General features: G+C 71.0%; 22 protein-coding genes. 10 read left to right on the top strand and 12 right to left on the bottom strand.

Going from position 1 to position 23,677, the window contains the following annotated elements; all coding sequences use genetic code 11:
- The first annotated feature begins 95 nt into the window (after nucleotides 1-95).
- A complete protein-coding gene (locus tag ACQPZQ_RS35110) occupies nucleotides 96-1,559 on the top strand; it encodes an aldehyde dehydrogenase family protein (protein WP_433288095.1) in 1,464 nt (487 codons plus the stop codon).
- Nucleotides 1,559-2,011 carry a GlcG/HbpS family heme-binding protein gene (locus ACQPZQ_RS35105; RefSeq protein ID WP_241039835.1) on the top strand — a complete coding sequence of 151 codons (453 nt, stop codon included), beginning with the start codon at nucleotides 1,559-1,561 and terminating at the stop codon, nucleotides 2,009-2,011. The genes ACQPZQ_RS35110 and ACQPZQ_RS35105 overlap by 1 nt, the downstream gene beginning before the upstream one ends.
- 145 nt (nucleotides 2,012-2,156) lie before the next feature.
- On the opposite strand, the gene ACQPZQ_RS35100 is transcribed toward ACQPZQ_RS35105, so the two are convergent.
- Genes ACQPZQ_RS35100 through ACQPZQ_RS35090 form a run of 3 tightly spaced genes read right to left on the bottom strand, consistent with a single transcriptional unit; the run spans nucleotide 2,157 to nucleotide 5,594 of the window.
- Nucleotides 2,157-3,551, bottom strand: a complete 1,395-nt coding sequence (locus tag ACQPZQ_RS35100) for an MFS transporter (protein ID WP_433288093.1) — start codon at nucleotides 3,549-3,551, stop codon at nucleotides 2,157-2,159.
- Nucleotides 3,548-3,985 (bottom strand): RidA family protein, encoded by a 438-nt coding sequence (locus tag ACQPZQ_RS35095; protein WP_433288091.1) that lies wholly within the window; start codon nucleotides 3,983-3,985, stop codon nucleotides 3,548-3,550. Before ACQPZQ_RS35095 ends, ACQPZQ_RS35100 begins: the two co-directional genes overlap by 4 nt.
- Nucleotides 3,978-5,594: a gamma-glutamyltransferase family protein gene (locus ACQPZQ_RS35090; RefSeq protein WP_433288089.1), complete on the bottom strand. Its 1,617-nt coding sequence runs from the start codon at nucleotides 5,592-5,594 to the stop codon at nucleotides 3,978-3,980. The genes ACQPZQ_RS35095 and ACQPZQ_RS35090 overlap by 8 nt, the downstream gene beginning before the upstream one ends.
- Nucleotides 5,595-5,804: 210 nt before the next feature.
- On the opposite strand from ACQPZQ_RS35090, the gene ACQPZQ_RS35085 reads away from it, so the two are divergent.
- The 5 genes from ACQPZQ_RS35085 (at nucleotide 5,805) to ACQPZQ_RS35065 (ending at nucleotide 10,446) form a co-directional block, all read left to right on the top strand.
- Nucleotides 5,805-7,460 carry a hypothetical protein gene (locus tag ACQPZQ_RS35085; RefSeq protein WP_433288087.1) on the top strand — a complete coding sequence of 552 codons (1,656 nt, stop codon included), beginning with the start codon at nucleotides 5,805-5,807 and terminating at the stop codon, nucleotides 7,458-7,460.
- A gap of 217 nt (nucleotides 7,461-7,677) precedes the next feature.
- Nucleotides 7,678-8,424 carry a TenA family transcriptional regulator gene (locus ACQPZQ_RS35080; protein ID WP_433288085.1) on the top strand — a complete coding sequence of 249 codons (747 nt, stop codon included), beginning with the start codon at nucleotides 7,678-7,680 and terminating at the stop codon, nucleotides 8,422-8,424.
- A gap of 60 nt (nucleotides 8,425-8,484) precedes the next feature.
- The gene (locus ACQPZQ_RS35075) at nucleotides 8,485-8,814 is read left to right on the top strand and encodes a Rieske (2Fe-2S) protein (protein WP_433288083.1); all 330 of its coding nucleotides are present in this window, start codon (nucleotides 8,485-8,487) and stop codon (nucleotides 8,812-8,814) included.
- 10 nt (nucleotides 8,815-8,824) lie between these two features.
- Nucleotides 8,825-10,054, top strand: coding sequence for an NAD(P)/FAD-dependent oxidoreductase (locus ACQPZQ_RS35070; RefSeq protein ID WP_433288081.1), 1,230 nt, complete (start codon nucleotides 8,825-8,827; stop codon nucleotides 10,052-10,054).
- An 11-nt stretch (nucleotides 10,055-10,065) separates the two neighbouring features.
- The gene (locus ACQPZQ_RS35065; protein WP_433288079.1) at nucleotides 10,066-10,446 is read left to right on the top strand and encodes a Rieske (2Fe-2S) protein; all 381 of its coding nucleotides are present in this window, start codon (nucleotides 10,066-10,068) and stop codon (nucleotides 10,444-10,446) included.
- Nucleotides 10,447-10,454: 8 nt separating this feature from the next.
- On the opposite strand, the gene ACQPZQ_RS35060 is transcribed toward ACQPZQ_RS35065, so the two are convergent.
- On the bottom strand, nucleotides 10,455-11,051 hold the full coding sequence (locus ACQPZQ_RS35060; protein WP_433288077.1) for a TetR/AcrR family transcriptional regulator: 597 nt from the start codon (nucleotides 11,049-11,051) through the stop codon (nucleotides 10,455-10,457).
- A 105-nt stretch (nucleotides 11,052-11,156) separates the two neighbouring features.
- On the opposite strand from ACQPZQ_RS35060, the gene ACQPZQ_RS35055 reads away from it, so the two are divergent.
- Nucleotides 11,157-12,599, top strand: a complete 1,443-nt coding sequence (locus tag ACQPZQ_RS35055) for an APC family permease (RefSeq protein ID WP_433288075.1) — start codon at nucleotides 11,157-11,159, stop codon at nucleotides 12,597-12,599.
- On the top strand, nucleotides 12,596-13,957 hold the full coding sequence (locus ACQPZQ_RS35050; RefSeq protein ID WP_433288073.1) for a D-arabinono-1,4-lactone oxidase: 1,362 nt from the start codon (nucleotides 12,596-12,598) through the stop codon (nucleotides 13,955-13,957). The genes ACQPZQ_RS35055 and ACQPZQ_RS35050 overlap by 4 nt, the downstream gene beginning before the upstream one ends.
- A 204-nt stretch (nucleotides 13,958-14,161) precedes the next feature.
- On the opposite strand, the gene ACQPZQ_RS35045 is transcribed toward ACQPZQ_RS35050, so the two are convergent.
- Together ACQPZQ_RS35045 and ACQPZQ_RS35040 are read right to left on the bottom strand one after the other, a co-directional pair.
- Nucleotides 14,162-14,734 (bottom strand): CHRD domain-containing protein, encoded by a 573-nt coding sequence (locus ACQPZQ_RS35045; RefSeq protein WP_433288071.1) that lies wholly within the window; start codon nucleotides 14,732-14,734, stop codon nucleotides 14,162-14,164.
- A 604-nt stretch (nucleotides 14,735-15,338) separates the two neighbouring features.
- Nucleotides 15,339-16,187, bottom strand: coding sequence for an SDR family NAD(P)-dependent oxidoreductase (locus ACQPZQ_RS35040; RefSeq protein WP_433288069.1), 849 nt, complete (start codon nucleotides 16,185-16,187; stop codon nucleotides 15,339-15,341).
- Nucleotides 16,188-16,400: 213 nt separating this feature from the next.
- Here ACQPZQ_RS35040 and ACQPZQ_RS35035 point away from each other — a divergent pair, with 213 nt between their 5' ends.
- The gene (locus ACQPZQ_RS35035) at nucleotides 16,401-17,312 is read left to right on the top strand and encodes a LysR family transcriptional regulator (protein ID WP_433288067.1); all 912 of its coding nucleotides are present in this window, start codon (nucleotides 16,401-16,403) and stop codon (nucleotides 17,310-17,312) included.
- A 21-nt stretch (nucleotides 17,313-17,333) separates the two neighbouring features.
- Here the strand turns inward: ACQPZQ_RS35035 and ACQPZQ_RS35030 are convergent, their stop codons facing one another.
- The 6 genes from ACQPZQ_RS35030 to ACQPZQ_RS35005 form a co-directional block, all read right to left on the bottom strand.
- Nucleotides 17,334-17,837 (bottom strand): Dps family protein, encoded by a 504-nt coding sequence (locus tag ACQPZQ_RS35030; RefSeq protein WP_433288065.1) that lies wholly within the window; start codon nucleotides 17,835-17,837, stop codon nucleotides 17,334-17,336.
- A 183-nt stretch (nucleotides 17,838-18,020) separates the two neighbouring features.
- Nucleotides 18,021-19,727 (bottom strand): MFS transporter, encoded by a 1,707-nt coding sequence (locus ACQPZQ_RS35025; RefSeq protein ID WP_433288063.1) that lies wholly within the window; start codon nucleotides 19,725-19,727, stop codon nucleotides 18,021-18,023.
- Nucleotides 19,728-19,981: 254 nt separating this feature from the next.
- Complete coding sequence (locus ACQPZQ_RS35020) at nucleotides 19,982-20,479, bottom strand: winged helix-turn-helix transcriptional regulator (RefSeq protein ID WP_433288061.1); 498 nt, start codon at nucleotides 20,477-20,479, stop codon at nucleotides 19,982-19,984.
- 59 nt (nucleotides 20,480-20,538) lie between these two features.
- Nucleotides 20,539-21,489 (bottom strand): ketopantoate reductase family protein, encoded by a 951-nt coding sequence (locus ACQPZQ_RS35015; protein WP_433288059.1) that lies wholly within the window; start codon nucleotides 21,487-21,489, stop codon nucleotides 20,539-20,541.
- A 70-nt stretch (nucleotides 21,490-21,559) separates the two neighbouring features.
- Nucleotides 21,560-22,744 carry a saccharopine dehydrogenase family protein gene (locus ACQPZQ_RS35010; protein WP_433288057.1) on the bottom strand — a complete coding sequence of 395 codons (1,185 nt, stop codon included), beginning with the start codon at nucleotides 22,742-22,744 and terminating at the stop codon, nucleotides 21,560-21,562.
- Between the two features lie 73 nt (nucleotides 22,745-22,817).
- Nucleotides 22,818-23,621, bottom strand: a complete 804-nt coding sequence (locus ACQPZQ_RS35005) for an alpha/beta fold hydrolase (RefSeq protein ID WP_433288055.1) — start codon at nucleotides 23,619-23,621, stop codon at nucleotides 22,818-22,820.
- Nucleotides 23,622-23,677: the final 56 nt, after the last annotated feature.

Here is a 23,677-nt window from a genome sequence, read left to right as displayed (position 1 = left end):
CGTGTTCGGGTGCACTTCGTCCAGTGCCAGCCATGGTGACCCGCCCGCACAATCGCCGGAAGCCGTCACACTCCACAATCCGTCGGAGGTTCTTCGTGCACTCCGCACCATCGGTTGCGTCGGCCGGGCTCTCGATCCACCCCGGCCCGTCGTCGGACCGGTCCGTCGATCCCGCCTCACCCGGCCGGGTCGTCCACGCGTACCGCACATCCACCGCCGACGACGTCCGTGCCGCGGTGGCCGGAGCCGAGAGGGCTGCCCGGGAGTGGGCACAGACTCCGCCGCTGCGCCGGGCCACCGTCCTGACCCGCATCGCCGACGTCCTCGAGCGCCGGGCCGACGAGGTCGCCGCACTGATCACCCGCGAGGAGGGCAAGCCCCTCGGCGCTGCCCGCGGCGAGGTCGGCAAGTCGGCCGAGCAGTTCCGGCTCGCGGCGCAGCTCGCGTACCTCGTCGAGGGCAGCACGTACGCGACCGAGACACCTGGCACGTTCGCCTACACCCTGCGCGGGCCCCTCGGCGTCGTCGCGGCGATCACGCCGTGGAACTTCCCTCTCTCGCTCGCCGCCCGCAAGATCGCTCCCGCGCTGGCCGCGGGCAACGCGGTGGTGTTCAAGCCGTCGCCGGTCACGGCGGGGGTCGGTGCGTTGCTCGCCGAGATCGCCGTGGAGGCGGGCCTTCCCCCGGCCGCTCTCCCCGTGGTCCAGGGCCACGACACCGGGGCGATGGGTGCGCTGCTCGGTGACGTGCGGGTGCGCGGGATCAGCTTCACCGGTTCGGACGCCGTCGGCGCTCTGGTGCGCGCGCAGGCCCACGGGCACGCACGGCTGCAGCTGGAGCTCGGTGGCCGCAACGCCGCCGTCGTCTGCGCCGATGCCGATCTGAACAAGGCTGCCGCGGACGTCGCCGCGGGCGCGTTCGGGCTCACCGGGCAGGCCTGCACGTCGACGGACCGGGTGCTGGTCGCCCGGGTCGTCGCCGCTGAGTTCACGGCGCTGCTCGCCGCGAAGGTGCGCGCGCTGAGGGTCGGGCCGGGGGACCGGACCGGCGTGACGACGGGGCCGGTCGCGATGGCTGCGCAGTTCGAACGGCTCAGCGCGTTGAAGGACTCGGCGATCGCGGCCGGTGCGCGAGTGGTGGCCGAGGCCGAGCTGCTCGACGACCGTGACCCGGACGGCTTCTGGGTCGCCCCGACGCTCTTCGCCGACGTGCCCGGGAGTCACCCGCTCATCGACGGAGAGGTGTTCGGGCCGTTCTGCTCCGTGGTCGCCGTCGACGACGCCGACGAGGCGCTGCGGATCGTGAACTCCTCGACGCACGGCCTGGTCACCGCCGTGCACACCAGCGATCTCGCCGTGGCGCACCGGTTCGCGGCCGAGGCAGCCTGCGGCATCGTGAAGGTCAACGCCCCCACCACCGGCAACGGGGTCGCGCCGCCGTTCGGCGGCTGGAAGGCCTCCTCCGGCGGAGCCTTCCCGGAGGGCGGCCGGCAGGCGCTGGACTTCGTCACCGACACCAAGACCGTCTACCTCACCCACGGAACCCACGGAGAGAGCTGATGCAGACCATCCACCGCCTGACCCTCGAAGACGCGCTGGTGCTCCTCAAGGCCGCCGAGGCGGAGGCCGAGCGGATCGGCGTGAAGGAGACGATCTGCATCGCCGACGAGGGGGCGCATCCGATCGCGCTGCACCGGATGACCGGGGCGCGGCTCACCGGGGTGGACATCGCGATGGCCAAGGCGTTCACCGCCGCGGGCCACCAACGTGCCACGCACCTGTTCAACGAGCCGCCGAACGGCCCGGCGCTGCCGGGAAACGAGGCGTTCGGCATCCAGCACATGCACACCGGCAAGTTCACGGTGTTCGTCGGCGGCTTCCCGATCGTCTACCGGGGTCAGGTCATCGGCGCGGTCGGGGTGAGCGGTGGCAACGGCGAGCAGGACAAGGCCGTCGGGGCCGCGGCGCTGGCCGCCTTCGAGGAGCACATCGCGGGCTCCGTCCCCGCGTAGGACCGGCCGCGAAACGGCGCCCTCACGGCGAGGGCGCCGTTCTCGGCCCGCCCGACCGCTGCCGCGCGAGCGAAGATCGTCACGAGATGGGGAATTCCGCCCTCGCAAGGGCGAACAACCGGATCTCGCGCCGGTCATCGCCCCGTCAGCGGGGTGAGCGGCCCGCGAACGTGAAGACCAGAGCGAACAGGGCCGCGCCCGCGCAGACCAGCAACATCAGGGCGAAGGGGCCGGTGCCGGTCGGGGAGTCGCCGACGACGACCGCGACCACGGCCCCGCCGAGTGCGGCGCCGACGAAGCGCAGCATGTTGAACACCCCGAGGCCGGCGCCGGAGTCGGCCTCCTGCGCCGAGCGGGTGGCGCCCGCGGCGGCCGGTGTCTGCGTGAACGCCATCCCCGCTCCGATCACCGCGGCCGCGCCGACGAGGGTGATCGCCGAGCCCACCCCGGCGCCGCCCGTCCCGACGACGGCCGCGAGCGCCAGTTCGGCCGCACCGAGCCCGAGCAGGCCCCACCGCAGCGCCCACCGAGGGCTCCACCGTTCGGTCAGCACCCCGGACACCGGTGCGAGCAGGGTCATCGCCAGCGGCAGCGCGACGATCAGAAGCCCGGCGGTGCGCGTGGCGACTCCGAGGTGGGTGGTCAGGTAGAGCGGGATCGTCAGCAGCGTGGCCGTGAGGCAGAACATCTGGCAGAGCGCAGCGACGGCCGAGCGGGCGAACCGTGGCTCGACGAGCAGGGAAGGCGGCACGAACGGCGCCGAACGCCTGCGTTCGACCAGCACGAATGTCGCGAGCGCCGCCGCGCCGCACCCGAATCCCACCCACACCACGGGCGAGGCGAGCCCGGCCGGTGCCACCGCGGAGGCGCCGACCAGGACGAGCGCGACCCCAGCGGCGAGCGACAGTGCGCCCGCGAGGTCGAGCCGGACGGTGCGCGGCGGGGTGTGCGCCACCCACAGCCAGGCCCCGATGAACGCGGCGACGGCGAAGGGCACGATCGCGACGAACACCGAACGCCAGCCGAAGGCATCGGTGAGCAGTCCGCCGACCGTCGGGCCGGCGGCCTGCCCGGCCCCGTTCGCCGCCGCCCACCAGGACACCGCACGACCTCGCCGCTGCGGCCCGGCGACCGCGGTGAGCAGGGCGAGGACGGTGGGCAGCACGAGCGCACCGGACAGTCCCTGCACCGCGCGGAATCCGACGAGCAGCGGCAGCGTCGGTGCCATCGCCGCACCGAGCGCGCCGATCGTCACCCCGATCATCGACAGCAGGAACACCCGGCGCCTGCCGAGCCGGTCGCCGAGCCAGCCTGCGAACGGCAGCACGACCGCGCATGTCAGGTTGAACGCGACGACGATCAGCGTGCCGCTGGTGAGCGGCGCCCCGAGGTCGGCGGTCATCACCGCCAGCGGAACGTTGACCAGCGTGTTCGCGATCGTGCTCGCGAAGGTCCCGACGACCAGCGCGGCAGCCACGAGCCCGAGCGGCCCTCCGGTGACCGAGCTCGCGGGTCGCTGTTCCCGTACCGCTCGGGTCACGTCGCGCCCTTGACGGCAGCGGTCAGCTCCACCTCGACGGGCGCGCCGCCGGGCAGCGCCCGCACCCCGACCGCGGCCCGGACGGGTAGCGCGTGTTCGCCGAGTCGCTCGGCCAGCACCGCCGACGCGCCATCGGCGACCGCGGAGAGCGCGGTGAACCCCTCGGCGCAGGCCACGAACACAGTCATCCGGACGCAGCGCTCGATCCGGTCCAGCCCGCCTGCCGCCTCCGCCACGGCCACCAGGGCGTTGGTCGCGGCGACCCCGGCAGCAGCCGCGGCGGTGGGCACGTCGACGTCCTCGCCGACGAGTCCCACGACGGTGAGCACACCGTCGCGGCGCGGGGTCATCCCCGCGCTGTAGGCGAGCCCGCCGACCAGGACGGCCGCGGCGTAGCGCCCTTGCGGCACCGGAGATGCGGGAAGATCAGACACCGAGCGCCACTCCCTCCTGGCGAGAGTCGGAGCCGCCCGCCAGGCAGCCACGTTGATGGTCAACGGATATCACCTGGGCGCTCCCGCCGGCGCCCCAGTCCCCGACCCGAACAACCTCATGCCCGCGCGCCCGCAGGCCGTCGAGCGTCGTGTTCCCGAGCCGGTCCTCGCAGCGGAGCTCGGCGGCGGAACCGAGATCCTCGGCGTCACTGCCGGGGAAGACCGAGAAGCGCGGCGCGTCGACGGCGGCCTGTGGACCGGCGTCGTGGTCGAGCAGGTGGGAGATCAGCTGGGTGTTCCACTGCACCTGGCCGTCGCCGCCGGGGGTGTTGCCGACGTGCCGGAGCCGGCCCTCGTCGTCGGTCACGAGCCAGGCGTTCAGGGTGTGCAGCGGGCGCCGCCGCGGCCGGACCTCGTTGGGATGCCCCGGCACGAGGTAGGCGCCGCGGCCCAGCCGGTTGTTCAGGACGATGCCGGTGCCGGGGATGGTGATCCCGGCGCCGAAGGTGAACGCCAGCGAGTGGATCAGGCTCACCGCGCGGCCGTCGCCGTCGACCGCGACCATCGAGGTCGTGTCGCCCGCCGGGTCCGCCCCTGCCGGTGCGGGCAGGTCACCGGCCCGGATCCGGTCCCGCGATCGCACGATCGCGGTGGGTTCGCCGCCGCGGCGCCAGCCGTCCGTGTCGCTGCCTGCATGGGCGTAGCGATCAGCGAATGCGATCCGCGCGGCCCCGGCGAGCCAGTGCACGGCGTCGGCCGCGAGTGGCGGGCCACCGAGCTCGCCCTCGCAGACGGCGAGCTGGTCGAGAACCATCCAGCCGGGCGTCGGCACCGGGGTCTGGTGCACCCAGTGCCCGCGGTAGCGGCCACGCAGGGCGGGCTCGGGGCGGACCTCGCCGCTCGCGGCCCACTCCTCGCCGGAGAACGGCGCGCCGAGCCCGGCGAGGAAGGCGACGGCCCGTTCGGCCGGCGCACCGGTGTAGAAGGCGGCGGGATCGGCCGCCAACTGTTCGATCGACGCGGCGAGCAACGGCTGCGCGAGGCGGGTGCCCATGGCAGGTGCCTGCCGGTCACGCAGCAGCGTCGCCGCGGTGTCGGGGTCGGCGGCGAGCCGTGCAGCGTGCCGCGCGAGGTCCCCGCTGGTCCGGGCGGTGCAGGGCAGCCCGGCTCGCGCGATCGTCACGGCGGGTGCCCAGAGCTCGGGCAACGAGCGGGTGGCGCCGGCGGCGTGAAGGGCGGACAGTGCGGCGACCGCACCCGGCACCGCGACGGACAACGGGCCGTACCGCGGGAGGCTGGTCAGCCCGGAGTAGTGCTCGGGCGTTCCGCCGTCGGGGCCGAAGCCGCTGCCGCAGAAGGCGTGGACCGAGCCGTCGGGCTCCCGGACCAGCGCGAACGCGTCACCGCCGATGCCGCATTGGCCAGGGAGCGCGAGCCATGCCACGGCGGCCATCGCGAGTGCGGCGTCGATCGCGTTGCCGCCGGTCGCGAGCACGTCCGCGCCCGCCCGGCTGATCGCGGGATGGCTCGCGGCGACCATCCCCTCGGCGCCGAGGGCGGCGGGCCGGAGCGCGTCCGGGAACGAGGCAGGGGGTGCCGTGACGGTCATACCTGCACGATGGACGGGCCTCGCGGGGACCAGTAGGTGAAATGTGCACAGAACCGGGCGGCTCCGACGTGCACTGTGCCTTAACGACAACGTGCACAATCCGAAACCCGTGCGCTGTGCACTGTTGTCGTAGCTGCGATCACGCTGGTAAGAGGACTGTGTCCCGCCACACAGCAGATGACCGCCGACGTCGGCGGGAAGGAGGCCGCGGTGGGACTGACCCCCGCGCACTGGGTCTACCTAGCGAGTGTGCTCCTGATCATCGGAGTCACCGTCGCACGTAAGAACGTCGTGGTCCCCGCCCTCCTGGCCACCGCCGTCACGGCGTGGGTCATGACGGGAAGTCCGGTCACGGGGATCCAGGCGATCTTCAACGCCAGCCTGATCGCAGCATCCGAACTGTTCAACATCTTCTTGATCATCGCCATGGTCACCGCACTGCTCGGCGCGCTCCGGGCGATGAAGGCCGACCAGCGCATGGTGACGCCGTTCCAGAAGGTCATGCGGGGCGGCTGGTCCGCCTACGTGGTGCTGGCCGTCGTCACCTACGGGATCAGCTTGTTCTTCTGGCCGACGCCCGCGGTGCCGTTGATCGGCGCGATTCTCGTGCCGGCCGCTATCCGGGCAGGTCTCCCGGCCATGGGTGCCGCGATGGCGATCGCGGTCGCAGGCCAGGGCATGGCCCTGTCCAGCGACTACGTCATGCAGGTCGCGCCCGGGTTGTCCGCGACCGCGGCGGGTGTGGAGGGTTCGGCGGTCGCCGACGTCGCGCTCGTCCTGTCCCTGGTCACGGGGATCACCGCGCTCGTGATCGTCGGCGTCATGCTGCGCAGGCACATGCGCACGCCGGCCGAGGCCAACCTGGAGGAATGGGAGGCCGGGGTCGTCGCCGAGCCCCGTCCGCCGCGTCGGCTCCTGCGTCGCATCTCGGTGTCGCCGGCTCGCAAGCTCGTCCCCGCGACCTCCGCCGAACGGATCGCCGAGCCGATCGCTGTGGTCGAGGAGAAGGTGCCGGTCGGTGCGACGGTCGGCGGGCCGCCGTCCACCGGGTCAGGAGGACCCGCAGATGGGCGACCTCCCTCGGGCGGCTCCGGCGCCGGCGGCGGGCAGGCCGGCGATGACACGCCGGCCGACGAGGTGGCGGACGCCCGCATCGAGCGACTGTCGAAGATCTTCTCGATCGTCGTCCCCGTCGCATTCCTGGCGATGATCGTCTACATGGTGCTCGGCAAGGTCACCGATCTCGTCCCCTCGCTCGAGGGTGGGTCGGCGGCCGCGCTGGTCGGCGGGCTCGCCGCGATCCTGGTGGTCGTCGCGGCGGCCTCACTGGACGGACCGAAGAAAGCCCTGCAGTCCACCGGCGAGCACCTGACCGACGGCCTGGTGTTCGCGTTCCGGGCGATGGGCGTGGTGCTGCCGATCGCCGGGTTCTTCTTCCTGGGCAACGCCGACTTCGCGGGGAAGATCCTCGGCTACGAGGACGGCCAGCAGGCGCCCGGCCTGCTCGTCGACCTCGTCACCGCCTCGGAGCACTTCATCCCCGGCAACCCGATCGTCATGTGCTTCGGCGTGCTGATCATCGGGATGATGTGCGGGCTGGAGGGCTCCGGCTTCTCCGGACTCCCGCTCACCGGCTCGCTCGCGGGCGCGCTCGGCCCGCATGCCGGAATGGATCCCGCGACGCTGGCTGCCGTCGGCCAGATGGGCTCGGTGTGGACGGGCGGCGGTGTGCTCATCGCCTGGTCCTCGTTGCTCGTGGTGGCCGGGGTGACCCGCGTGCCCGTGATCGAGCTGGCCCGGAAATGTTTCCTTCCCGTCGTGGCCGGTCTCGTGCTGTCCACGTTGGTTGCTGCGTTGTTCTTCTGAGCAATTCCCGCGCACTCCCGCTCGGAAAAGAAATGCAGGACACCGGCCCCGGCGCTCCCTACCGGGGCCGGTGTCGTCTCCGGAGAGCCGTGTGCACACCCCTGCAAGATGGCCCCGGTCCTTGTGCTGAATGACCAGGATTCGGACGCCGCACCGGATTAGCGTTCTCGTCATCACCCCGTTCCACCACTTCCAGAACTCCCGAGGAGGGTTCGCCATGACCCTGACCGCAGACAGCGCCGCCAGCACTGCGGACGGAACGCCGGGTCTCCTGTCCCGCGACGACTTCCGTGCCGCGCTCGAGAACGCGATCAAGGGCCGCGAGGCCAAGAACGCGTCGTTCAGCAAGGCCTGGGCCGACGGTGAGCTGACCCGCGAGCACTTCGCCCGCTGGGCCGAGAACCACTTCCACTACGTCGGGCCGTTCGCCGACTATCTCGGCTACATCTACGGAAACACCCCGGACAAGTTCACCGACGCCAAGGACTTCACGCTCCAGAACATGTACGAGGAGGAGCTCGCCGACATCCGGCACACCGACCTCCTCATTCGTTTCGGTGAGGCCTGTGGCACCACGAGGGAACGCATCGAGGATCCGGAGAACATGAACGCGGTGACCCGCGGTCTCCAGTCGTGGTGCTACGCCGTGGCGATGCGGGAGCACTTCGTGGTGGCGACGGCCGCGCTGGTCGTCGGCCTGGAGTCGCAGGTGCCGAGCATCTACAAGAAGCAGATCATCCCGCTGCGCGAGTCCTACGGCTTCACCGAGGACGAGATCGAGTTCTTCGACCTCCACATCACCTCGGACGAGGTGCACGGCGAGCGCGGCTACCAGATCGTGCTCGACCACGCCGACACGCCGGAGTTGCAGCAGCGCTGCCTCCAGTACGTCCGCTGGGGCGCGGAGATGCGCTTCTCCTACACCCGCGCGCTCTACGACACCTACGTCGCGCCCACCCTCTGACCGCCTCGCCGCGGCGGCCGCACCATCGTGGCCGCCGCGGCCCGACGCCCGGGAGTACCCGTGAGCGACACCGACACCGGGCAGTGGATCGCCACGGTCCCGCTCGCGGACCTGAAGCGCCGCAAGAAGCTCCGCGTCGAGTTGGGTGACCGGGCGGTCGCCCTGTTCCTGGTCGGCGAGCGGGTCTTCGCACTCGACGACGTCTGTATCCACAAGGGACGGTCGCTGTCCCGTGGGGTGCTGTGGAAGGGCAAGGTCGTCTGCCCCGCGCACCAGTGGACGTTCGACCCCGAGACGGGAGCGGCCGACGACCAGGACGAGTGCCAGCCCGTCCACGAGGTCCGAGTGATCGACGGCGTGGTGCACGTCAGCGCCCACCCCCGTCCATAGAGGAGACGACATGTCCGACCTACCGCGCAGCCTCGTCACGGTGGGCGCCGGTCAGGCCGCCGTCGCCGCCGTCCGGCTGCTGCGCCGGCGCGGTTTCGACGGGCGCGTGACCGTGCTGTCCGACGAGCTGCACGCTCCCTACCAGCGCCCGCCGTTGTCCAAGGAGTTCCTCCGCGGCGAGACCGAGCCGGAGGATCTCACCCTGCTCGACGAGGCCTGGTGCGCGGACAACGACGTCGAGCTGCGCCTGGGCGTCCGCGCCGAGTCCGTGGCCGCCGGAGTCGTCCGGCTGATCGACGGCAGCGAGCTCGCCTCCGACGCGATCCTGCTGGCCACCGGCGTCAGCGCCCGGCGGCTGCCGGGCGTCGGGGGCGATCGGGTCGTGTACCTGCGCACCCTCGACGACGCCGCCCGGCTGCGCGGCATGCTGTCGGCCGCGGAGCGGATCGCCGTCGTCGGTGGCGGGCTGATCGGCTCCGAGGTCGCCTCCGCCGCCCGTGAATCGGGCGTCGCCGTCACCGTTCTCGAGGCCGGGACGCTGCCGTTGATCTCCCAGCTCGGCCCGGAGATGGCCGGCTTCTATGCGGGCCTGCACCGGCAGTACGGCGTCGACCTGCGCTGCGGGCAGGAGATCGGCGCCGTCGACGAGACCGCAGGCGGTGTGGTAGTCCGCACCGCGGCAGGTGATGTCGAGGCCGACCTCGTCGTCGTCGCGGTCGGCGCGGTGCCGAACGACGAGATCGCGCGCGTCTCCGGGATCCCGGTCGACCCGGTTCGCGGCGGCATCGTCGTCGACGACGGGTGTCGCACGGTGGTCCCGGGCGTGTTCGCTGCGGGCGACGTGGCGAGCCGCGCCGTGGGCGGCGGGTTCGTCCGCGTCGAGCACGTCGACAACGCCACGACGCAGGGCACCGCGGTCGCGAAGGCGCTCATCGGCAAGCCGGCTGGTCCGGCCGACGAGGTGCCGTGGTTCTGGTCCGACCAGTACGAGCTCGGGCTGCAGTTCGTCGGCAGGCCGCGTCCGGGCGCCGAGATCGTGGTGCGCGGCAGCGTCGACGACCGCGACTTCACGGCCTTCTACCTCGCCGACGGGTGCGTGCATGCCGCGTTCGCCGTCGACCGCGGGGGAGACGTCCCGGCCGCCAAGCAGCTGATCGCGAGCGGCCTGCCGGTGTCACCGGCGGCCCTCGCCGACGACGACACCGACCTGTTCGACCTGCTCGACACCATCAGCGCCTGAGGAGAACGACGGTGGAGTTTCACAAGATCGCCCGCTCCGGCCAGATCCCCGAGGGCGTCGTCCGGCGGTTCTTCGTCGGCGACGTCGAGGTCGCCCTGTCGCGTTCCGATGGCGAGATCCACGCGACGTCGAACTACTGCAGCCACCTCGACTGCCTGCTCTCGAGCGGCAAGGTGACCGACGAAGGTCTCCTCTGCTCGTGCCACGGCAGCGTGTTCGACCTGGTGAGCGGGGAGCCGCTCTGCCCGCCCGCGACCCGTCCGATCACGGTGTTCCCGGTTCGTGAGGAGGACGGGCACGTCTACGTCGGAATCGACGAGAAGCTCGCCGCGGCCGCCATGAAGCGGCGGGCGGCGGGCTCGCGACGGCTCTCCGCACCCCGCACGACCTGACGGGGCAGTCAGCCCGCACCGACGGCCAGCCCGCCGAGCTGGTCGGCGAACGCGTCGAGGGCGGCTCTGGCGGCGTCGCTGTCGCGGTCGACCAGCCAGGCGAGCGTCACGCCGTCGGTGACCACGACGAGCATGCGGGCGAGCTGGGCGACCGGGAGCGTCCAGCGCACCGCGCACGCGTCGGCGATCTCCTCGAGCGTCTCCCGGGCGGTGCGGTGGTAGGCGGCGTACTGCTGCTCGGCGACGCCCGCGAGCTCCGGCTCGTGGAGCGCGTGCTGGGTGAGCGCCATCAGCACCGACTCGCGGTTGGGGTCGTTCTCCACGGTCTCCCAGTAACCGCGCAGCGTCGCCCGCAGCGACTGCGTCACGTCGCCGCTGACGTGGACGTCGGCGCGTGCGGCCACGAGCCCGGCCATGGTCTGCGCGGTGAGCTCGGCGAGCAGCTCCTGCTTCGAGGCGAAGCAGTAGTGGAACGCCGCGAGCGGTGCACCGGCCTCGGCGCACACCCGGCGCGTGGTGGCCGCGGCGAAGCCCTCGCTCCCGATCACCCGGAACGCTGCGTCGACGAGCTGCCGGCGACGCTCCTGAGCCGGTACTCGCGCCATGGCGGCCTCCTCGATTCGGACTTCTGGGTCAATCGTCCCAGACGATTGACACACTCGCCTCTCCGTCGCACTCTGTGATCCACCTGACAAACAGGGGGGAACGCGATGAGTGAGTTCGGTTATGCGTCGCAGTTCCCGCGGGTGCTCCGGCGGTTCGCGCTCTTCGCGATCGCGTTCTCGATCGTCTCCATCACCACGGGGATCTTCGTCAACTACGCCTACGGGCTCACCCAGCTCGGTCCGGCGGCGGTCTGGCTGTGGCCGGTGGCCGCGGTCGGTCAGTTGCTCGTGGTGCTCGTGCTGGCCGAGCTGGCGGGGCACTTCCCGCTCGCCGGAGCCAACTACCAGTGGACCGCTCGCCTGGTCGGCTCCCGCTTCGGCTACGTCGTGGGGTCCCTCGGCGTGCTCTACGGCGCCGTCGGCCTGCCCGGCATCGCGTTGATCGGCCTGGCCCCGCTGACGGCCACCGTACTCGGGCTGGACGCCGAGAACGTCCGGCTCCTGCTGTTCATCGCGGTCCTCGCGCTGGTGGTCGCGTACCTCATCAACGTCGTGCGGGTGCAGCTGGCCGCTCGCGTGAACAACGTGGCGGTGTTCGCCGAGATCATCGGAACCGTGGTGCTCAGCGTCGTGGTGTTCCTGGCGTGGGTGCGCGGCGGCGAGAATGCCGGTGGCGGCCACGGTTTCGGCTTCCTGTTCACGACAGCCACGGGGGCGCCGCTCGCCGACGCGATCGTCGGCGGTGCGTTGATCGGGATCTTCACCCTCGTCGGCTTCGAGGCCGCGGCGGACATGGCCGAGGAGGCCGTCGACGCGCGGCGCGCGGTGCCGCGGGCGATGATCCTCTCCGTGGTGGTGTCCGGCGTGCTGGGCATGTTCGCGCTGGTCGGATTCACGCTGGCGATCCCCGACCTGCCCGCGATCCAGGCGTCGCCGGTGCCGCTGGCCGCGATCGCCGAGTACTGGCTCGGGCCCGTCATCACGAAGATCTTCCTGGCCATCGTCGTGTTCTCGATGTTCGCCTTGATCGTCGTCGCTGCGGCATCGAACTCCCGGCTGATCTTCGCGATGGCCCGCGACGGGATGCTGCCGTTCTCCGCCGCCCTGCGCCGCGTCCACCCTCGTACCGGGACGCCCGTGCCCGCGCTGGTCGCGTCGCTGGTGGTCTGCCTGGTGCTGCTCATCTACGGGACGGCGGACGGCAACGCGTTCGCGGTGCTGGTGGGGGCCACGGCGCTCGTGCCGTACCTGGTCTACCTGCTCACCCTCGGCGGATACCTGGCCCGGCGGCGGGCTCTCGTCGAGGCGGGCGAGGGCGGCTTCCGGCTGGGGGCCCTCGCCCTGCCCGTCGCGGGGCTGGCGCTGCTCTGGCTCGTCGTCGTGGTGGCGGCCCTGACGTTGCCGGAGGCCTTCCGCTCGGCCGACTACGTCGTGATCGGCGCGCTGGCGCTGGCCGGAATCTGGTACGTCGCCGCGCTGCGCAGGCGGCTCCGCGACGGCACCGCCGGCATCGGATCAGCTCGCCCCGACCCCGTGGAGATCGCATGACCTGGCGCAACTGGGCCGGCAACCAGCGAACCGACCCGCGTCGGACGGTCGTCGCGCGGGACGCGGACGAGGTCGTCGAGGCGGTGAAGAACGCCCAGCGCGACGGCCTGCGGGTCAAGGCGCTCGGCACGGGACACTCCTTCACCGGGATCGCCGTGCCCGAGGACGTGGCGCTGCGACCGCCGTCGGACCCGACACTGCTGCGCGTCGACGCGGCGACGGGACTGGTCACCGCTCCCGCCGGGATGCCGCTGCACCGACTCAACGTGCTCTTGTGGGAGCGCGGGTTCGCCCTGCCCAACCTCGGCGACATCGACGCGCAGACCGTCGCCGGGGCGATCTCCACCGGCACCCACGGCACCGGCGTGACCCACCAGGGGCTCGCCGCGCAGGTGCGGGGGATCGAGATCGTGCTGGCCGACGGGTCGCTCGTGACGTGCTCGCCGACCGAGCGCCCCGAGATCTTCAGCGCCGCGCGCATCGGGCTGGGCGCACTGGGCGTGATCACGAGCGTGACGCTGCAGGCCCTACCGGCGTTCCGGCTGCACGCCGTCGAGACCGCGATGCCCCTGGACGACGTGCTCGACGGCCTCGACGAGCTCGTCGCGGGCAACGAGCATTTCGAGTTCTACTGGTTCCCGCACACCGGGATCGCCGCCACGAAGCGCAACAACCGCACCGAGGCGACCGGCCCCACCCGCGGGCGCGTCGCGGAGTGGGTGGGCGACGACCTGCTCGGCAACGGCGCGTTCGAGCTCACCTGCCGGCTCGGCGCGGCGTTGCCCACGCTCGTGCCGCGGGTCAACCAGCTGATGGCGAGGCAGATGGCGGCTGCCGAGTACGTCGACCGTTCCTACCGGGTGTTCACCAGCCCGCGGCGGGTGCGGTTCCTGGAGATGGAGTACGGGATCCCGCGGGCCGCGATCCATGAGGCCCTCGCGGGGCTGCGGGCAGCAGCGGAGCGGCACGGCCAGGCGGTGACGTTCCCGGTGGAGGTGCGGTTCGCCGCCGCCGATGACGTGCCGCTCTCGACCGCCACGGGCCGCGAGAGCGCCTACGTCGCCGTGCACGTGTACCGCGGCCAGCCGCACGAGGCCTACTTCGGTGCCGTCGAGGCGGTGATGACAGCCCTCGACGGGCGTCCGCACTGGGGCAAGCTGCACACGCAGACCGCGGCGACACTGCGCGAGCGCTACCCGGCGTTCGACGACTTCGTGGCGCTGCGCGACCGCCTCGACCCGGAAGGCCGCTTCACCAACGCCTACCTGAACCGGGTGCTGGGCGCACCCGGCGGCGCGATCACGTCGACACGTAAGGCGCTGCCGGAAGACCCAGCCGGGCCCGGCCCCGCACAGTGAGCTGTCGCCGTCGCGATTGATCTCGGCCGCGCCATGACCGGGGAAGTGCGCGGGCACCACGAGCGTCCGCGTGCCCGCAGCCTCCGCGATCACGCGCCTGCGGGTGGCTCGAGCCCGCTCGGATCGCGCATCGGCAAGGTCGGGTGATCGGGCCATGATCGACCCGATCACCCGACCTGCCTCACTGCGTCGTGGGTGTCGTTCTCAGTAGCTTTCGTGCACCTGGCCGCGCACGGCGCCGCCGGGGAACTCCTCGGTGTGCAGGTTGAAGTAGAACCGCTCCGGGTGGTCCTCGATCCGCTTCAGGAGATCGCGGTCCTTCACGGTCACGGAGCCGCTCGTGTAATTGCGCCCGCCCGGGAGCTTCTTGCCGAAGAACGGGATCTTCACGTCACCGTTCTTGCCGGCCACACCTTCGTGGATGTGGCCCATGATCGGCGTGCCGATGCCGGTCCAGCTGAAGTAGTAGTACACCTTGTCGCCCTGGATCCGCATACGCGCGATCGCGATGCCGTCCTTGTCGCCGACCTTCGGTCCACCCTTCACCGGCACCTCGTTCTTGCCCTTCAGCACTCCGGAGAAAGACCACGTCTTGTCGTAGTCGGCCTCGTGGCCCGCGCTCATCGTGGCGGCCGGAACGGCCGCCACGGTGACGGCGCTCGGCGCGGCGGCCGAGGGCTGCGCCGCGGCGGCCGTGCCGGCGCCCAGCGCCAGTCCGGCGACAGCCACGGTGGCGGCGACTCCGACGAGGGCGCGGCGGCTCAGGCTGCGGTTCATGTCGATCCTCCTGTTTTGCGAGCCGATGCCCTGTGCACCGCCTCACGAGGTTGATCACGCAGCGACCGACCCGCCGCGTTCAGCGTGATCGGGAGGTGAAAATCATGCCGTCCGAGCACAACCGAAAGCCGGCCGCCTGCGTTCTCTCAGAGGTAGTGCTGGTAATGCGTTCGCAAAAAGAGAGTCGAGGTTTGGTATACGTGCATCGGCGTCAGCGCCGGACGGCGTAGACCCGGTTGATGCCGCCGACAGGCACAGGCGTCCGACGACGCGGTCAGGCCCCGCCCGACCGTGTTGGTGTTCTGTCTCGTCCGGTTGCGATCTTCCGTGCATTCTCGATGGACGGGCCATGGAAGTCGTAACCGTGGAAGAGGGATTTCGGAAACACCTCGGCTGTCAGCATGGTGGAACGGTCGAACCTACATCCGACGTCGGCAACCGGCGAGTCATTCCCGCACGTATCGCTCGTTCAAGCGGTGCGCTCCGCCAGTTGGTCCGGACGGGAGCGGATCGGCCCCGGCCATTCCTGTGTGCCGGCCCGAAATCATTACGAAGGGATTATTGCTGTCAACCGGGCGTCGGCGAGTGACCGTGCATCGTCCCGTCAGTCGAATACACCGTCGGTGACAGCGGCCCAGTCGTCGAGATCGTCCAGCCGGGCGTTGAGGGCCGTACGCATCGCGTTCGCCCCGCTGCTGCCGAGGGCGAGGCGCAACGGTGCACGGTCGCTGTCGACCGCAGCGATGATGCCGGCCGCGATCTGCTCGGCACTGACGAACGCGCCCGGCGGCAGGGAGTCGATCTCGGCTTGTACCTGACGCACCGTCCGGTCGTAGTCGCTGATCGGCGTGGCGATCTCGAGGTTGTCCAGGAAGTTCGTGGCCGTCGGCGCGGGCTGGACGATCGTCACCCGGATACCGAGCGGCTCGAGCTCGCTGACCAGCGCATCGCTCAGCCCTTCCACCGCGTACTTCGTGGCGGCCAGCAGGCCGACGCCGGGGTGCGCGAACTGGCCGTAGAAGGAGGAGCCCTGCAGCACGTGCCCGGACCGTTGCCTGCGCAGCACGGGCAGCGCCGCACGCAGGACGTTGAGCACCCCGAAGACGTTGGTGTCGAAGATCGCCCGCGCCTGCTCGTCACCGGCCTCCTCGACAGCGCCGAACAGGCCGTAACCCGCGTTGTTGGCGACCACGTCGATGCGTCCGAACGACTCGACGGTCGCGTCGACGGCCCGCTGCACGTCGTCCTCGTTGCGCACATCGGCGTCGATCGCGAGCACGGTGCCCGCGTACTTCTCCGTGAGGTCGCCGAGCCGTGCGCTGCGGCGGGCGACGGCCGTGACCTGGTCGCCGGCGGCGAGAACCTGCGCGACGAGCTCGCGGCCGATGCCGGAGGTGGCGCCCGTGACCAACCAGGTTCGCCGGCTGTTCGACTGTGTCGTCGGGTCGGTCATCGGTCTCCTCCTGGGCTCGGCTGTCCCCACGCTAGAAGGCGTTCCCCATGAACGGAAATAATTCGCGCGCTCGTGTCGGCGCCCATTCGATCACCGGTTCCCGGCGGTGGCTGTACGGCGTTCTGTGGGTCGATGCGTCGTGGGCAGACAGCGCGCCCGGCCGCGATTAGTTTCTGATGTGGCCCCGGCGAACCGTTCGGCAAGGGGGGAAATATGTCGGCAGCTGCGATGAATGTCGAGATGCGGCATCTGCGGGCGTTCGCGTCCGTCGCGACGCACCGATCGTTCACGATGGCATCCCGGGAGCTCATGATCACGCAGCCCGCGCTCACCCGGACGGTGCAGCAGCTCGAGACCGCGCTGCAGGTCCGGTTGATCGCGCGCAACGCGCGGCCGGTGGAGCTGACCGATGTGGGGCGGCGGTTCCTGGAGCGCGTCCGCCGGGTGCTCGCCGAGTTCGACCGTGCCATGGCCGCGACGAGCGATGAGCGGGAGTTGCGGCTGGGGTTCCACTGGGTGTTGCCGCACCCGTGGGCACAGCTCGCCATCGACCGGTTCGAGCAGGCGACGGCGGCAACGGTGACGGTCTCACGCTGCGCCGACCTGGTGGCAGATCTGGCCGCCGGTGAGGTGGACGTGGTGGTCCTGCGCGGCGCCAGGACGCTGCCCGGGCTCACCGCCGTTCACCTGTTCGACGAGGACCGCGTCGCAGCCGTCTCCGCGCGTTCTCCGCTCGCCACGCGTGAGAAGCTGCACTGGGACGAGCTGGCCGATCGGCCGCTGGTCGTGAACACCGTCTACGGGAGCACCCGGCCGGAGCAGTGGGGCCCTCGGCATCGCCCGCAGCAGATCGTGACCTGCTCGAACTTCGACGATTGGCTCGAGCTGGTCCGAGCCGACCACGGTGTCGGTGCCGTCCCCGCCTCGGTCGCCCGGCCGGGGCTGCACCCCGGTGTCGCCCTGATCCCTCTGGTCGGCGCGCCTTCCGTTCCGGTGCGGCTCCTGTACCGGCCGCATCAGCCGGATCCGCTGCTGCGGTGCTTCCTCGACGCCGCGGTCTCGGCCGCCCACGAGCAGCCGGCCCCGACGGTCATGCCCTCGGGCCGTAGCTACCAGAGGGCATGACGGCAGCCTGCTGGTCCCGGATCACGGCGTGGGGGACTGCTCCGCCGCGATCATCCAGGCGCGCTTCTCGAGGTCGTCGATGATCGCGTGGAGCAGATCCGAGGTGGCGGGATCCGCGGCGTCGACCCTGTCGTGCACACCCCGCATGGTGCCGACGGCAGCGGTGATCCGTGCGGTCACGAGCTCGACCGTCTCCGCCTTCTGCCGTGTTCCGCTGGGGTAGGCGGGCAGGCTCGTCGTCGCCGTGACCGTGTCCGACCGCCCGTCGGGAACGGTCTGCAGGGCGCGCATCCGCTCCGCGATGGTGTCACTCGCCTCCCGGGCGGTGTCGACCAGCTCGTCCAGGCTGAGATGCATGGAGCGGAACCCGGGCCCGATCACGTTCCAGTGCGCCTGCTTGGCCTGCAGATGCAGCTCCACGAGATCGACCAGTACGGCTTGGAGATTGTCGGCCAGCTCCGAGGGAGCAACGAACGGACGAAGATCCTCGCTGCGGCGCCTGCTGGAGTTCTGGGTGGAGGTCATGATGGTGATCGTAGATTCGGAAAGCGATCGCGGAAAATGCTTGTTATCGCGACGGCATGCGCGGCGGGCATCGCGATCAATCGTCGACGCGACGAAATGGACATGCCGCTTATTCGTGAATTCGTTGCTTTTGCAGCCGCAAACGGAGGAGTCGCTCCGCACGTTCGCCCCTGCGTGCCGCGGTCAGGCGCTCCGCCCGGCCTGGCGCCCTCCTCGCAGCGCCGACGCGATGGCGGCCAACACCGCGAGTCCGGTGGATACGGCGAACACCAGCACCAGGCCCTCGTGGAACGGCGCCGAGAGCAGGTGCGGGAAGAACTCGCGACCGGTGAGTGTCTGCTGGTTCGCCGCCGGCAACGACGTGAGCACGCCACTGGGTCCGAGCAGCGTCTGGATGGGGGTCACGCCCAGGATCGTCGCGAACAGCGACGACACCGGCGGCAGATCGCCGATCTGCTGGGCGACGCCGTGCGGCACGCCCTGCTGCTGCAGGCTCGCCGTCAGCGAGTGCGGGAGGCCGGCGGCCAGCCCGGCGATCAGCAGCGTGAAGAACACGCCGATCGACAGCGACGTGCCGGTGTTCTGGAACGTCGAGCGCATTCCGGAGGCCTCGCCGCGAGCCCGGGCGGGCACGCTGCTCATGATCGAGGCGGAGTTGGGGGAGCTGAACATGCCGATGCCGACCCCGTTGGCGGCGATGAGCAGCGCGAAGACCCAGTAGCCGAAGTCGATCGGTAGCAGCATCAGGCCGACGAAGCTGCCGGCGAACAGGACCATTCCGCCGGTCGCGAGACCACCGGCGCCGATCCGGTCGGAGAGGTACCCCGAGATGGGACCCGCGACGAGGAAGGCGGCGGTCAGGGGGAGCAGGAAGATCCCGGCCCACAGAGGCGTGTCGCTGTAGTCGTAGCCGTGCAGGGGTAGCCAGATGCCTTGCAACCAGATGATGAGCATGAACTGCAAGCCGCCCTGCGCGAGCCTCGTGGCGAAGCCCGCCAGGTTGCCTGCGGTGAAGGCCTGGATGCGGAACAGCGCCAACTCGAACATCGGCTCGGCCACCTTGAGCTCGATCACGACGAACGCCGCGAGCGCCACCACCCCGCAGACGAGCGTTCCGAGCACCCAAGGATCGGTCCAGCCCATGGAATGGCCGCCGTACGGACGGATGGCCTCGGTGATCGCGACGAGGAGAGCGCCCAGCCCCACGGCGAACGTGATGTTGCCCCACCAGTCGATGCGGACGGTGCCGGTCGGCCGGGTGCTGGTCTCCCGGAGCTTGCGGTAGGCCCAGATCGTCCCGAAGATCCCGACGGGGACGTTCACCCAGAACACCGCCCGCCAGTCGAAGATCGCCAGCACGCCGCCGGCGATCAGCCCGACGAACTGGCCCGCCAGGCTGGCGACCTGGTTGATGCCCAGCGCGAACCCACGTTGGTCGCTCGGGAAGGCGTCGGTGAGGATCGCGGCCGAGTTGGCGGTGAGCATGGAGCCGCCGATGGCCTGCAGCGTCCGCCAGCCGATCAGCCACATCGCACCGTGGCCGCCGTCGAACGGGTCGAAGGACAGCAGGATGGACGCGAGGGTGAAGACGGCGAAGCCCGCGTTGTAGATCCGTACGCGGCCGTACATGTCGCCGAGGCGGCCGAGGGTGACGACGAATACGGCCTGGACGAGCCGGTAGCCCATGATCATCCACAGCAGGTAGCTGACGTTCTCCGGCGCGAGCGGGTCCAGATGGATGCCGCGGAAGATGGCAGGGAGCGAGATGAGGACGATCGAGCCGTCGAGCAGCGACATGAAGACGGCGGCGGTCGTGTTGGCCAGCGCCACCCACTTGTAGTTGTCGTCCGGGCCGGCGTCCGCCTGGCGGCCCTCCAGTTCCGTCGGCATCAGGATCCCTCGGCCGGCAGCGGACGGTCCGGCAGCGGCGACGCCCGGTCGAACCGCTCCGGCGCACCGATCCCGATCGGGCCGATGCTCGTCAGAGGCGCACGGAGTACATCCGGGATCCGAGCCACTTGCCAATGCTAACTATGCGGTCCGGGTCGGGCGCCCGAGCGCGGCGTGACAAGCGGGACACTTCTCCGCCACCTGGAGACCCACTCCCGTGCACTCGGGGAACCGGAGGGTGTGGGTGGGTGGCCTCAGACGGCCGGTGCGAGCGGGATCGCTTCGGGGGAGCGCCAGGGGCGGACCCAGGCCTCTTCCTCGCGGGTGACGTGGACGCCGCAGCGAGGGCAGTCCCCGCCCGGTTCGACGGGCTCGCCGCACGTACGGTGCACCACCTGCATGGGCGCGGTGGCTTCCGCCGGGCCCGTGTGTGTGGCTCCCCAGTCGTACATTGCATGCAGCACCGGGAGGATCGCTGCTCCGGCCTCGGTCAGCCGGTACTCGTTGCGGGTGCGGCCGCCGCTTTCGTCCCGATACGGCCGCTTCGTGAGCAGGCCGTGCTCCACCAGCTTCCTCAGCCGGTCGGAGAGGATGTTGTCGGCGATGCCGAGGTCGGCCTTGAACTCGTCGAACCGGGACATGCCGACGGTGGCGTTGCGCAGCACGAGCAGCGTCCATCGGTCACCGAGCACGTCGATCGCACGTCCGATCGGGCAGGGACCGCGGGCGTCCCCGCGTCGGGGTCCTGCCATTCGCCCTCCTGTTGCACTCCAGCTGACTTGCTGCTCAATAGCTTACGACGTCGCTGCCGTCAATGGTCCAGCATCCGCTCGCGCACACGCAGGTGCAGGGTGGCCAGGTCGAGCAGCGGGGTCGCGACACCGAGGGCGTGCCCGCGGTCGGCGAGGTCGGCCAGCACGTGCTCCACCTCGGTCCGCCGGCCCGCGACGACGTCGCGGTACATCGACGAGGCCAGGGTCGATCCCGGCTTGGTCACCGCGCCGCAGGTGTTGGCCAACGCCTCGTGCGGGACGGGGTGCCCGGCCGCCGCGGCGACCGTGGCGGTCTCGTCGAGCAGGCCGACAGCGAGGTCGGTGCCGCCCGGTGTGGCGACGATCTCGCCGACCGGGGCGCGCATCAGGCACGTCAGCGCCCCGACGGTCGCGATGAACGACCACTTCGCCCACATCTCTCCGACGATGTCGTCGGAGACCCGCACGTCGATGCCGGCACCGCCCAGGGCGGTCTGCACGGCCTTCGCGCGGTCGGGCGGGGAGTCGGTTCGTTCGCCGACGGTGAGTTGTGCGGTCGGCGCCAGTACGGCGACGTTGCCGTCCTCGTCGAGTGACGTGACGGTCAGCGCCACCCCGCCCAGAACACGCTTGCGGTCGAAGCGGGCGTCGAGGACGTCCAGGTGGGCCATGCCGTTGAGAACGGGCACGATCGCGGTGTCCTCGCCGACCGCCGGCGCAACGTCGTCGAGGGCTGGGGCGAGGGCGGTGGCCCGCAGGCCGAGAAGGATCACGTCCGCCGGGTCCTCGATGGCGTCCGCGGTGGTCACCTGGGGATGCACGACGTGGTGTTCGCCGCCCTCGATGATGTGCAGCCCGTCTCTGCGGACCTGCTCTGCCCGGCGCGGACGCAGCAGGAAGGTGACGTCGCGACCGGCGTCGGTCAGCCGGGCACCGAACAGTCCGCCGACCGCGCCTGCACCGACGACGAGAATTCGGGCCGGACGGCCTGTGTCCGAGATGGCACTCATAGCGAGCCCTCCGTCGAGACTGTGTGAGTCCGACGATGCCACTCTGACTATTGATCTGCAAGTAAGATGGTCAGAAGGTCATCACACCGCGTTCGGCCAGCCGGGCGACGAGGAGGTCGCCCGCGAGCGCCCCCGGGGTCCACATGCCGCCCGCAGCGCCGGATACGTCGTCGAGCAGGCAGCGGGCGACCTCGGTGACCATCGCCGCCGTCGCCTCGTCGCCGGGGTTGCCCTCACCCGCGACCGTGGTCCGCAGACGGCGTCCGTCGGTGTCGGTGCCGACCAGCAGGATCCGGTAGGTGGGCGCGGCCCCGGCGACGAGATCGGCCTGGTTGCCGTGCGCGGCGCCGGCTGCACGGGGTGCCACGATCGCTGCCATCACCGCGGTCATCTCCGCGGCGATCTCCCGGCCGAGATCTCCTGGGCCCGCGAGCATCAGCTCGTCGTAGGTGAAGTCCTCGCTCCAGGCGTGCCCCTGCAGGGCGTTCGAGCGGTGCAGGTTCGCCGCGTTGATCGGGCCCATCACCCACGGAGCCGCCCACATCCCGAGCCGGTCGTCGAACTCGGGCTCGGTGGGCCGGGGCTGTTCCGGGCCGCGGAAGCCCCCGGCCAGCAGGAACGGGTCGTTCGCCAGGGCGCCCAGCGCCGGGTCGGTTCGTGCCGCTTCGGCCGAGGCCACGAGGCTCGCGATGCTCCCGGCGGTGAAGCCGCCGACGTCGGCGAGGGCGATCCGGCTGTTCACCCGCGGCAGCGGGACCCCCCAGCGCGTGACGGCTCTCGACTCGAGGACGTGCACACCGAGCTCGAACGGAACGGACTCGAAACCGCAGGAGAAGACGATCCGGGCGCCCGTGCGCCGGGCGTCGGCCTCGAAGCGATCGATCATGCTCCGCATCCAGAGGGGCTCGCCGTTGATGTCGACGTAGTCCGTGCCGTTCGTCGCGCACAGCTCGACCAGCAAGGCTCCGACGTGCTGGAAGGGACCGACCGTGCTGAGCACCATCCGGGTGCGGGTCACGAGCGCGAGCAGCGACGGTGCGTCGTGTGCGTCGGCGACGATCAACGGCGTGTCCGGCGGGGCGCCGATCTCCTTGCTCAACCGATGTAACGCCATCTCGTCGCGGGCGGCCAATCCCCACCGCAGGCCGTGGCCGTGGCTCGCGAGGCGCTCGGCAACGAGCCTGCCGGTGAATCCGGTGGCTCCCCAGACCACGAGGTCGAGCTCGGCGGGTGCGCGGCCGTCAGCAGAAATCACGCCAGCGGACCCTACAGATGCGCCCGGTGGGCGGACTCACGTCGGACGAGCGAGGCGCCCGGCCATCGGCGCGTCAGTCCGCGAGGAACGTCGCCAGCAGCCCGGCCACTTGCGTGTCGGCTTCGAGGACGAGCATGTGGCTGCCGCCGTCGGCACCGTCCACGACCTCCAGACGCGCGCCCGGCACCTGGTCGGCAACCCACTGTTGCGCAGTCAGCGGCACCAGGCTCGCCCCGCCGGCGATGACGAGGGTGGGTTGCTCGATCTGCAGGACCTGGCGACGCCAGTCCTGGTGCGCGAAGTCGTCGAACAGCGCCGAGGAGAAGGCACCGTCGACGCGCATGGCTCCGGCGATGACCTCGCGCTTGCGCTCCTCGGGGAAATCGGGGAGGAACAGCCCCGACAGAAACCCGGGAAGCATGTACTCGCGCGTCGCCGGGTTGGCGATGCCTTTCACGATCCCCGAGATCTGCTCCTCGGACAGCGCCGAGATCCCGCGAGAAGAGGACTCCTCGTCCGCACCGGCCTCGTGGATCATCAGCGGGGTGTGGTCGGCGAACGCCAGTTTGTGCACCCTGGCGGGGCCGAACAGCTCGAGGTAGGCCCAGATCACCGAGCAGCCCATCGAGTGCCCGATGAGCGTCACGTCGTCGAGAGCCAGGTGGTCGAGAAGTTCGTGCAGGTCGAACGCCAGCCGGTGCAGGTGCCAGCCTGCCTCCGGGTCCCCGGACGCGCCGTGGCCGCGCTGGTCGTAGAGCACCCGCCGGTACCCGGGAAGCTGCTCGGCGACCGGGCTCCACAAATGGGAACTGCCCTGCCAGGCGTGCACGAACACCACGGGCGCACCGGTGCCGTGGTCGGTGTAGCTGAGGCGCACGCCGTCGTTCGTCGTGAAGGTCGCGTTTACGCGATCCTCTCCCGCGAATGTGATTA

This window comes from Pseudonocardia sp. CA-142604 (assembly GCF_050948475.1).
GTDB lineage: Bacteria > Actinomycetota > Actinomycetes > Mycobacteriales > Pseudonocardiaceae > Pseudonocardia > Pseudonocardia alaniniphila.
Note: the sequence above shows the minus strand (reverse complement) of the source record. Positions and strands in the feature narration are given on the sequence as shown.

Excerpts from the sequence above, each read along its gene's own strand:
- ACQPZQ_RS35090 (WP_433288089.1), bottom strand. The coding sequence starts at position 5,594 with ATGACCGTCACGGCACCCCCTGCCTCGTTCCCGGACGCGCTCCGGCCC.
- ACQPZQ_RS35105 (WP_241039835.1), top strand. The coding sequence starts at position 1,559 with ATGCAGACCATCCACCGCCTGACCCTCGAAGACGCGCTGGTGCTCCTC.
- ACQPZQ_RS35050 (WP_433288073.1), top strand. The coding sequence starts at position 12,596 with ATGACCTGGCGCAACTGGGCCGGCAACCAGCGAACCGACCCGCGTCGG.
- ACQPZQ_RS35015 (WP_433288059.1), bottom strand. The coding sequence starts at position 21,489 with ATGAGTGCCATCTCGGACACAGGCCGTCCGGCCCGAATTCTCGTCGTC.
- ACQPZQ_RS35020 (WP_433288061.1), bottom strand. The coding sequence starts at position 20,479 with ATGGCAGGACCCCGACGCGGGGACGCCCGCGGTCCCTGCCCGATCGGA.
- ACQPZQ_RS35040 (WP_433288069.1), bottom strand. The coding sequence starts at position 16,187 with ATGACCGACCCGACGACACAGTCGAACAGCCGGCGAACCTGGTTGGTC.
- ACQPZQ_RS35060 (WP_433288077.1), bottom strand. The coding sequence starts at position 11,051 with ATGGCGCGAGTACCGGCTCAGGAGCGTCGCCGGCAGCTCGTCGACGCA.
- ACQPZQ_RS35080 (WP_433288085.1), top strand. The coding sequence starts at position 7,678 with ATGACCCTGACCGCAGACAGCGCCGCCAGCACTGCGGACGGAACGCCG.
- ACQPZQ_RS35035 (WP_433288067.1), top strand. The coding sequence starts at position 16,401 with ATGTCGGCAGCTGCGATGAATGTCGAGATGCGGCATCTGCGGGCGTTC.
- ACQPZQ_RS35025 (WP_433288063.1), bottom strand. The coding sequence starts at position 19,727 with ATGCCGACGGAACTGGAGGGCCGCCAGGCGGACGCCGGCCCGGACGAC.
- ACQPZQ_RS35055 (WP_433288075.1), top strand. The coding sequence starts at position 11,157 with ATGAGTGAGTTCGGTTATGCGTCGCAGTTCCCGCGGGTGCTCCGGCGG.
- ACQPZQ_RS35030 (WP_433288065.1), bottom strand. The coding sequence starts at position 17,837 with ATGACCTCCACCCAGAACTCCAGCAGGCGCCGCAGCGAGGATCTTCGT.
- ACQPZQ_RS35045 (WP_433288071.1), bottom strand. The coding sequence starts at position 14,734 with ATGAACCGCAGCCTGAGCCGCCGCGCCCTCGTCGGAGTCGCCGCCACC.
- ACQPZQ_RS35070 (WP_433288081.1), top strand. The coding sequence starts at position 8,825 with ATGTCCGACCTACCGCGCAGCCTCGTCACGGTGGGCGCCGGTCAGGCC.